The sequence below is a fragment of the Paraburkholderia bryophila genome (genome assembly GCF_003269035.1).
GTDB lineage: Bacteria > Pseudomonadota > Gammaproteobacteria > Burkholderiales > Burkholderiaceae > Paraburkholderia > Paraburkholderia bryophila.
Map to the genome: position 1 here is coordinate 1 of NZ_QLTK01000062.1, position 6,522 is coordinate 6,522.

A 6,522-nucleotide genomic window follows, 5' to 3' on the forward strand; every position below is an offset into this window, starting at 1 on the left:
AACGCGAAGGGCAAGCGCAAGTCGGTTGTGATCGGCGGTGAGAACAATAAAAACATGAAGGTGCTGCCGGAAGACTACGCGACCGAAGCCGAAGCGCGCGCGGCGGCGCAGGCCGAGTATGACCGCACGCAGCGCAGCCAGGCGACATTCGACTACACGCTCGCCCGCGCACGGCCCGATGCGTTCCCCGAAATGCCTGTGACCGTTTCCGGCTTCAAACCGGAGATCGACGCGACGCCGTGGCTGGTGAAGAAAGCGACGCACACGATCAATGATAGCGGATTCGAAACCGTGCTGGAAATGGAAATGCGAGAATCCGACCACCGACCGGCACCGCTCACATTTTCGCAAGGGCAGCAGGTAAATGTAGTTACAAAAACAGGTTGCATTCGTCTGTTTGTGTAACTACAATAACCTCACGACAACGACACACGACCCGGCCAAAAGCGAAGCCAATCAAGGGAAGCACGGTGTCTCCCTGGCACTCGCTGAGCTATCGACTGGTCGTCGGTATGGTGCGCACCCGACGACCGCAAGGACTATCGAGAATTGCGCGAAATAGGCTATGCCGTGATCGATGCCCGCCTTTATTGCATCGTGTTCACGCAGCGCGGTGAAACCTTCAGGGTTATCAGTCTGCGCAAAGCGAACAACCGGGAGATTGACCGATATGAAAAAGCAACCAGCATTGATTCGTAACACTGCAGAAGAAGAAGCCGCGATCGAACGCGGCATCGCGGCCGATCCAGACACGTTCGTGCCGACCGACGAACAATTCGCGCAGATGAAGCGGCGCGGCGGCCGGCCAAAGCTTGCCAAACCGAAAGAGGCTGTCACGGTGCGTTATGACGCCGATATCATCGAGCGATTCAGGGCCAGCGGCGACGGATGGCAGACACGTATGAATAACGCATTGCGTGACTGGCTCCAAACGCATCACGTCTGAACGCGGCAAAATGATGATCCAGATTACGGGGCGCTAGACGCCCCTTTTCTTTCCCTAGGGTAAATGCGACCGGCATAAAATTTCGTCTCACAAGCTTTTTAAAACATTAAAAATGTCTCCTGTGATAGCGTTCCATCGCCAATCGCAAACGATCATTCCCAGGAGCCGAAATGCCGTTCGATAAATCTGCCGCAGCTCAATATGCAGATACTCACGCCGAATCACAAAGCACGGGGAACTGCGCGAGATATGTCCGCCAGGCGGTTGAGGCGGGCGGAATATCACTGCACCATGCGCATTGGGCCAAGGACTACGGCCCGTTGCTTGTGGCGATGGGATTTCGTGAAACCACCCTGCCGCCGGAACAGGGCGACGTCATCGTGATCCAGCCAGCGCCAGGCCATCCAGCGGGACACATGGCGATCTTTGACGGATCCATATGGGTATCGGATTTCAAACAGACGCATCCCGGCCCGCAGGGGTTCTATCCGGGACCGGCCTATCGACAGGCACATCCCGCATACAAAACCTATCGATACAACTGAGACAGAAGATGAAGAAATTATTAACACTTGCTGTCTCTGTTGTCTTGCTCGTAAGCGCGATGATTTTTCAGCATTCGGCGTTCGCGGATACCTCGACGCCAGGCGACAGCACCAAAGCGTTTTACACTTGGTATATCAAGGTGCAATCCGGCGCGAAGTATCCGCTGCTGGACAAAGGCATTTACAGCTACGTGATGAAGGCGACGGCTGACAAGTTGCGGGACGACTATCGCCACAACCGGTTACCGGGCGACAGTGACTATTTCACGAAAGTCCAGGACTATGACGACAAGGACTGGTTGAGCAACATCGCGACGCAACCGACACTGATGCTCGGCGATGTTGCCGTTGTTCCTGTCACCTTCGGATCGACGGACAAGGTTAGCGTGGTGGTGTTTCTGCGAAAGCAGGGCGACGCCTGGAAGGTCGTCAAGGTTGACGACACGCTCGACTACAAATAGCCGGCGAAGAAAACGATCTGCTTTCGAAAGCAGACGCAAAAACGCCTGCAAATTGCAGGCGTTTTTGCGAGTGGGTGAGGGCGGTCTACTCTGCTGCCATGCGCTTTGACACGCGCACGTTTGATGATGCGCTTCGCTTGATCGAACGATTGCTGCGCGTTTCCTGCGTCAGCTCACGACAATAGTTTGTCACCTCGCTGGCGACTCTCTTAGCCGGAATGCTGTTGATATCCTGCTCCGAAAAGACAGTGCGTATCTTTGAGTTTGAGTGGAGTCGCCACTCGGGCTTGATTTCACAGAAGATCGCGACGCCGGGTTTCCCCAAGGCTGCGGCAATGTGCATCAACCCGCCGTCTGCACCGATAAAAAACGAACTCCGCTGTATCAGCTCGGCCGCGGCGGCCACATTCGGCAGGTCGATGTGTGACTCGACGTGACCGCAGTCCTGCTGTTCGCAAACTGCCTTGACCGTGTCAAGCGCCGTCTTGCCTGCGCCAATCAGGATAAAACTCGGACTCGGAATCTGCTCTGGCCAACTCGATGAAATCAGCCGCACAAGCTCTGCCCAATTTCCGTACGTGCGGCGCTTGTCGCCGCCCCCCACCGCGATCGAAATAGTGAACGGCCGCGGCCGCCTTGTGCCAAGCGCGGGGACCGTCAATGCGGGTTCGATCGGACCAGCTTCGCGCGGCTTGAAAACGCGCGCGATCTGCTCATAAGCGAGCTGAATCCTCGAAAAACGCTCGTCCCTGCGATGCGCCATGATCGACAGCCACGGCGTGAATGGATGGTATTGGATTTTTTTGAAAATGGTCTTCGTCGACAAACTCTGGACAATCACCATGTCGTATCGCGCGTCGCAATCATCCAACGAACGGGACACGCGCCGGAACCGTTCATCGCCGATAAAAAGCTCGATCGGACCATGCGGCATGCATAGGTCGATGGCTATGCGCGGGTCTATCAGGAACCTCTGCGACAGATCCATGATGGAATCGCCAATCGTGGCCCAGTCGTAATACCACAAGAGTTTGCGCGTTGTCTGAGGCGCATCGCTTGCGATCAAGAGCTGCTGGCCGCTCAAAAGCATCAACGCATTGCGTTTAATCCTCGACACGGACAGCACGCGCGGGATGGACAGCCTGTTCTTGAATATTCTGCGGCCGATACGTGCCATTGACTTCCCCGGATGAAAGCCTTGGTTATATTTTTGTAATATTCGGGGGATTATATCGAAGACGGCACGCTGACTGAATGGCATCAGTTCAGCGCAACCTCAGCGTGCCGCTTCTTCGTGTACATAGGCTGGTGGGTCCGCCCCGGTGAAGAGCCGTCCGGCGCGCCACATGCGCGGCAATTCGACCGACAGCTCATGCCAGCGTGCAAGCACGGCTGAAAACCTGCCTTCCCGTTTCGCGCGGCGGATTTTGTCGACGACGTTCCAGCCGCGGACGTAGAGCGCGAAGCTGCGCTTGCTCGACAGGAAATGCGGTGCGTAAATGCCGACCCACGCGAGTATTTCGGCTGGCGGGACGTCGGGTGCTGCGGGGTCGAGGTCGATATTGGCGACGACTGGACTTTTGTCCTGCGGCTTCGGATTGAGGGTATTGCTAAGGGCCGCGCCGCTCTCTAGCGCGAGCAGGCGAAGCATTTCGATTCGATGCCAGGGGATTGGCGAGCGGCCGGCGATGTAGTTGCGGATGGTTCGCGAGCAACAGCGGAGTTTTCTGGCGATTGCGGCGATCGTGAGGCCGCCGGTCAGCTCCAGAAACTCATGTATGCAGCCGTGTCGTTGCTCAGCGGACAACTGGGAATCCCCGAGGGAAGTCTGAAGGGCGCGTAAACTAACGTAAACATTACAATCTCGCAAAAACCGATACAGATTGTAAGTAACCCGGTGAGACGGTCAGCAGCTTCGTTTGACATAAGATAAATTATCAACAATTAAGTGGCTGATTAAATAAAAGAATGGGGTTCCTCCGGGCTCTTTCTGTTTGGTGTTTGTATGTTTTATGTAAGGTGTGCGTGGGCACGTCCGGGCCGTGCCTTCTTCAATCTCTTACAAGAAAAGCATCATGAAATATCCAAACCTCCGATATGGCAACCCACGCGAAATGGCGTACTACGCACAAGGCCGCAGCCTTAAAGATCTTGCGCGTGAATTACGACGATCTGAGCGCAGCGTGCGCGACTGGTTGACCGGCCGGGAGCGCGTACCCTGGTGGGTACCTGAACTTTTGAGGCTACGCGACATGGAGCATGACCTCCGCCTTCGGCAAATGAATATAGGTCGCCTTGCGCCTTCCCTCGGCGTCGTCGGCGAGCCACCTTCAAACGTGTCGCGGCTACGCCCGTTGATTGGCGACAACCTCGCCACCGAACCGAAATCAATCCCGCCAGTGGCAGACGAACAGGAAATGTCGCCGCGCTGCGCCTGACCTTGCATCAGTCATTTACCGTATGTACAATAAATCGCATGGGATCGAATTCGACCCGGCCAAAGACCAGATCAATCGCAGCAAGCATGGCGTTTCACTTTCTCTCGCCGAGAGCTTCGAATGGGACAGTGCGCTCGACTCGCTCGACGACCGATACGCGTATGGAGAGCCGCGCTACATCGCGTACGGCCTGATCGGTGATCGCGTCTACTGCCTGGTCTATACATTGCGTGGCGAAACGCTACGAGCTATCAGCCTTCGCAAGGCAAACAAACGTGAGGTGAATGATTATGTCGAGCAAACGCACGATCGTGATGCCGACCGATGAGGAAGATGCGGCGATCAATCGCGGCATTGCGGCAGATCCCGATGCGCGCGAGTTAAGCACCGAAGAAATCCGTCGGATGCGGCCAGCGCGTGAAACGCTTCCGAAACGGATCGGCGAAGCTGCCGCGGCCGAACTGTTGAAGCGCCGGGGCCGGCCGCCGGCCGACGTGACCAAGATTGCAACGAGCGTTCGTTACGATCGCGATGTGCTGGATGCGTTCCGTTCGACCGGCGAAGGCTGGCAAACGCGGATGAACGACGCCCTTCGCGACTACGCCAAGTCGCACGGCATGATGTAATGAAAGCCCGCTTCGGCGGGCTTTTTTTATCGTCATTCGGTAAGTGGATGTATGCCGAGCTGCTCAGACGAATGCCAAATATTGGGAGTTGCGACCTGCATTTGAAATGCGGTCGAACCTGCGACCCACGCTATTTTCCGGCCGGCATTAACGGTAATTGAATCTAGAATTTATGCCGTTGGCCGCCGCGTCATCGCCCCGTGCAGAGACTGCTGGAAGCCTGATATTTGAAGCCCCCCGGCGTCGATTCAGGTTGTCCGTCATCGGGCGGATCGACCTCAATACTGTCAAGCTTCTCGACGAACCTGACGGCGGGCCGATAATTGCCGCCGTGGATCGGCCGCCCTCGTTTGTCGAAGAAGGTGATGCTCGTATTGAGCGTGAGAGTAACCCTCACGGGCCCGGTTGGACTTTGCCAGTTCGCCCACATCGAATAAGGCCCTGTGACGGAGCCCCCCAGGTACGGCATCGCCACGTCTCCGATCCGTGTTCCCGTCGGGTCGCTAACGATCTGGAAGTTGCACAGCAGATATTTTTTGAACGCAGGTCTGGCGTCGAGCATCGGCACAATAGTCTCGCCGAAGTCAACTGAACCCGTACCGGGCAGCGCGCAAGCTCCAGCGCTCCACAGGCCTAGCAGAAGTGCAAGCTTCCTCATCCTAATATCCCAAGAACTTCACTTTGGCATTGTGCATGTCCCCACCAGCACCTTCCCATCGGGCGGTCGCCGCGTTGCCTGCGCCGCTGAAATGGTCGATGTGGTAGCCATGGATGCCGCCGCCGGTATCGTCTGCATGTCGCTCGCCGACCACTCTACTGCCATCGCTTGAAGCGATGTAAACCCGCGAACGCCCGGGGACCACTCTCGGGTCAACGGCGACCGAGTGATCCTGAACAACATCTGCAAACGCGCCATGCGCGCCGTCAGTGCTATGCAGATGTGCGGTCTCAGGATGGTTCAATTCGTCTGGATGCCCTGCCTCATTGTTATGCCAACCGCCGCCGCCGCCGTCGAAGCGGACGAACCGGTTATCGAGTGTTTGCCCGGTGCCTTGCATCGGAACGCCACGGGCGCCATACAGGAAATCGCGCCGATGCTGGCCTGATACGTTAGGGTCTTGCACCATTGGACCGTGAGCATCGCGCTCATCCGCGACGATGTAATGAGTGATCCAGAAGCCCGCTTGGTACCAGGCTTCGCCGAGCGTTATCGGCAATGCCACGGCAGTGATATCGTGGTCTGTCACAGATAGCTCCAACGCTCCCGGCGTGCGACTGTCCAGCGTCAACATGACCGTTCCATCTGGCCCTGTCGCCGCTGGCGAAAGGGTAACGGTATCTCCGGTGCGATTGCTTCTGATCGAAATCGAGCGTCCCGCAACCGGTGCCGCCGCGCTGAGGCTACGCAGCGTTGCCTTGATCTTCAGGCGATAAAGCACCTTGCCGTGTTCGACGTGAGATTCGCGCGGAATGATCGGCAACTTGTCGCCGAACGCGTTGTCCTGA

Annotated in this window: 11 protein-coding genes and 1 pseudogene; 8 read left to right on the forward strand and 4 right to left on the reverse strand. The window is 56.8% G+C overall.

The features are described 5' to 3' along the window. The 5 genes and pseudogenes from BX591_RS35540 to BX591_RS35560 form a co-directional block, all read left to right on the forward strand. Positions 1 to 364, forward strand: a pseudogene (locus BX591_RS35540) (phage late control D family protein); the annotation flags it as partial. A 185-nt stretch (positions 365 to 549) separates the two neighbouring features. Beyond that, complete coding sequence (locus tag BX591_RS37095; RefSeq protein ID WP_338068917.1) at positions 550 to 699, forward strand: BrnT family toxin; 150 nt, start codon at positions 550 to 552, stop codon at positions 697 to 699. Beyond that, entirely contained in the window at positions 671 to 946 is a 276-nt protein-coding gene (locus BX591_RS35550; RefSeq protein ID WP_111935971.1) for a BrnA antitoxin family protein, read from the forward strand. Before BX591_RS37095 ends, BX591_RS35550 begins: the two co-directional genes overlap by 29 nt. A 170-nt stretch (positions 947 to 1,116) precedes the next feature. Further along, positions 1,117 to 1,491 (forward strand): CHAP domain-containing protein, encoded by a 375-nt coding sequence (locus tag BX591_RS35555; protein WP_111935972.1) that lies wholly within the window; start codon positions 1,117 to 1,119, stop codon positions 1,489 to 1,491. Positions 1,492 to 1,499: 8 nt separating this feature from the next. Continuing rightward, positions 1,500 to 1,952: a DUF3828 domain-containing protein gene (locus BX591_RS35560; protein WP_111935973.1), complete on the forward strand. Its 453-nt coding sequence runs from the start codon at positions 1,500 to 1,502 to the stop codon at positions 1,950 to 1,952. 85 nt (positions 1,953 to 2,037) lie between these two features. Here BX591_RS35560 and BX591_RS35565 read toward each other — a convergent pair whose 3' ends face one another. Together BX591_RS35565 and BX591_RS35570 are read right to left on the reverse strand one after the other, a co-directional pair. Continuing rightward, the gene (locus BX591_RS35565; protein ID WP_167444690.1) at positions 2,038 to 3,129 is read right to left on the reverse strand and encodes a glycosyltransferase family 9 protein; all 1,092 of its coding nucleotides are present in this window, start codon (positions 3,127 to 3,129) and stop codon (positions 2,038 to 2,040) included. 99 nt (positions 3,130 to 3,228) lie between these two features. Then, positions 3,229 to 3,759 (reverse strand): IS21 family transposase, encoded by a 531-nt coding sequence (locus BX591_RS35570; RefSeq protein WP_111935975.1) that lies wholly within the window; start codon positions 3,757 to 3,759, stop codon positions 3,229 to 3,231. 268 nt (positions 3,760 to 4,027) lie between these two features. Between BX591_RS35570 and BX591_RS36295 the strand changes: the two genes are divergently transcribed. From BX591_RS36295 to BX591_RS35580, 3 genes are read left to right on the forward strand one after another with little or no spacing between them, the layout of a single operon-like run. Next, entirely contained in the window at positions 4,028 to 4,390 is a 363-nt protein-coding gene (locus BX591_RS36295; RefSeq protein WP_134965118.1) for a hypothetical protein, read from the forward strand. 22 nt (positions 4,391 to 4,412) lie between these two features. Continuing rightward, entirely contained in the window at positions 4,413 to 4,718 is a 306-nt protein-coding gene (locus BX591_RS35575) for a BrnT family toxin (RefSeq protein WP_111935976.1), read from the forward strand. After that, positions 4,681 to 5,016 carry a BrnA antitoxin family protein gene (locus BX591_RS35580; RefSeq protein ID WP_111935977.1) on the forward strand — a complete coding sequence of 112 codons (336 nt, stop codon included), beginning with the start codon at positions 4,681 to 4,683 and terminating at the stop codon, positions 5,014 to 5,016. The genes BX591_RS35575 and BX591_RS35580 overlap by 38 nt, the downstream gene beginning before the upstream one ends. 190 nt (positions 5,017 to 5,206) lie before the next feature. On the opposite strand, the gene BX591_RS35585 is transcribed toward BX591_RS35580, so the two are convergent. Further along, positions 5,207 to 5,674 carry a hypothetical protein gene (locus tag BX591_RS35585; protein ID WP_111935978.1) on the reverse strand — a complete coding sequence of 156 codons (468 nt, stop codon included), beginning with the start codon at positions 5,672 to 5,674 and terminating at the stop codon, positions 5,207 to 5,209. Between the two features lies 1 nt (position 5,675). Beyond that, a partial coding sequence (locus tag BX591_RS35590) for a 3D domain-containing protein (RefSeq protein ID WP_208644759.1) occupies positions 5,676 to 6,522 on the reverse strand: 847 nt, incomplete at its 5' end.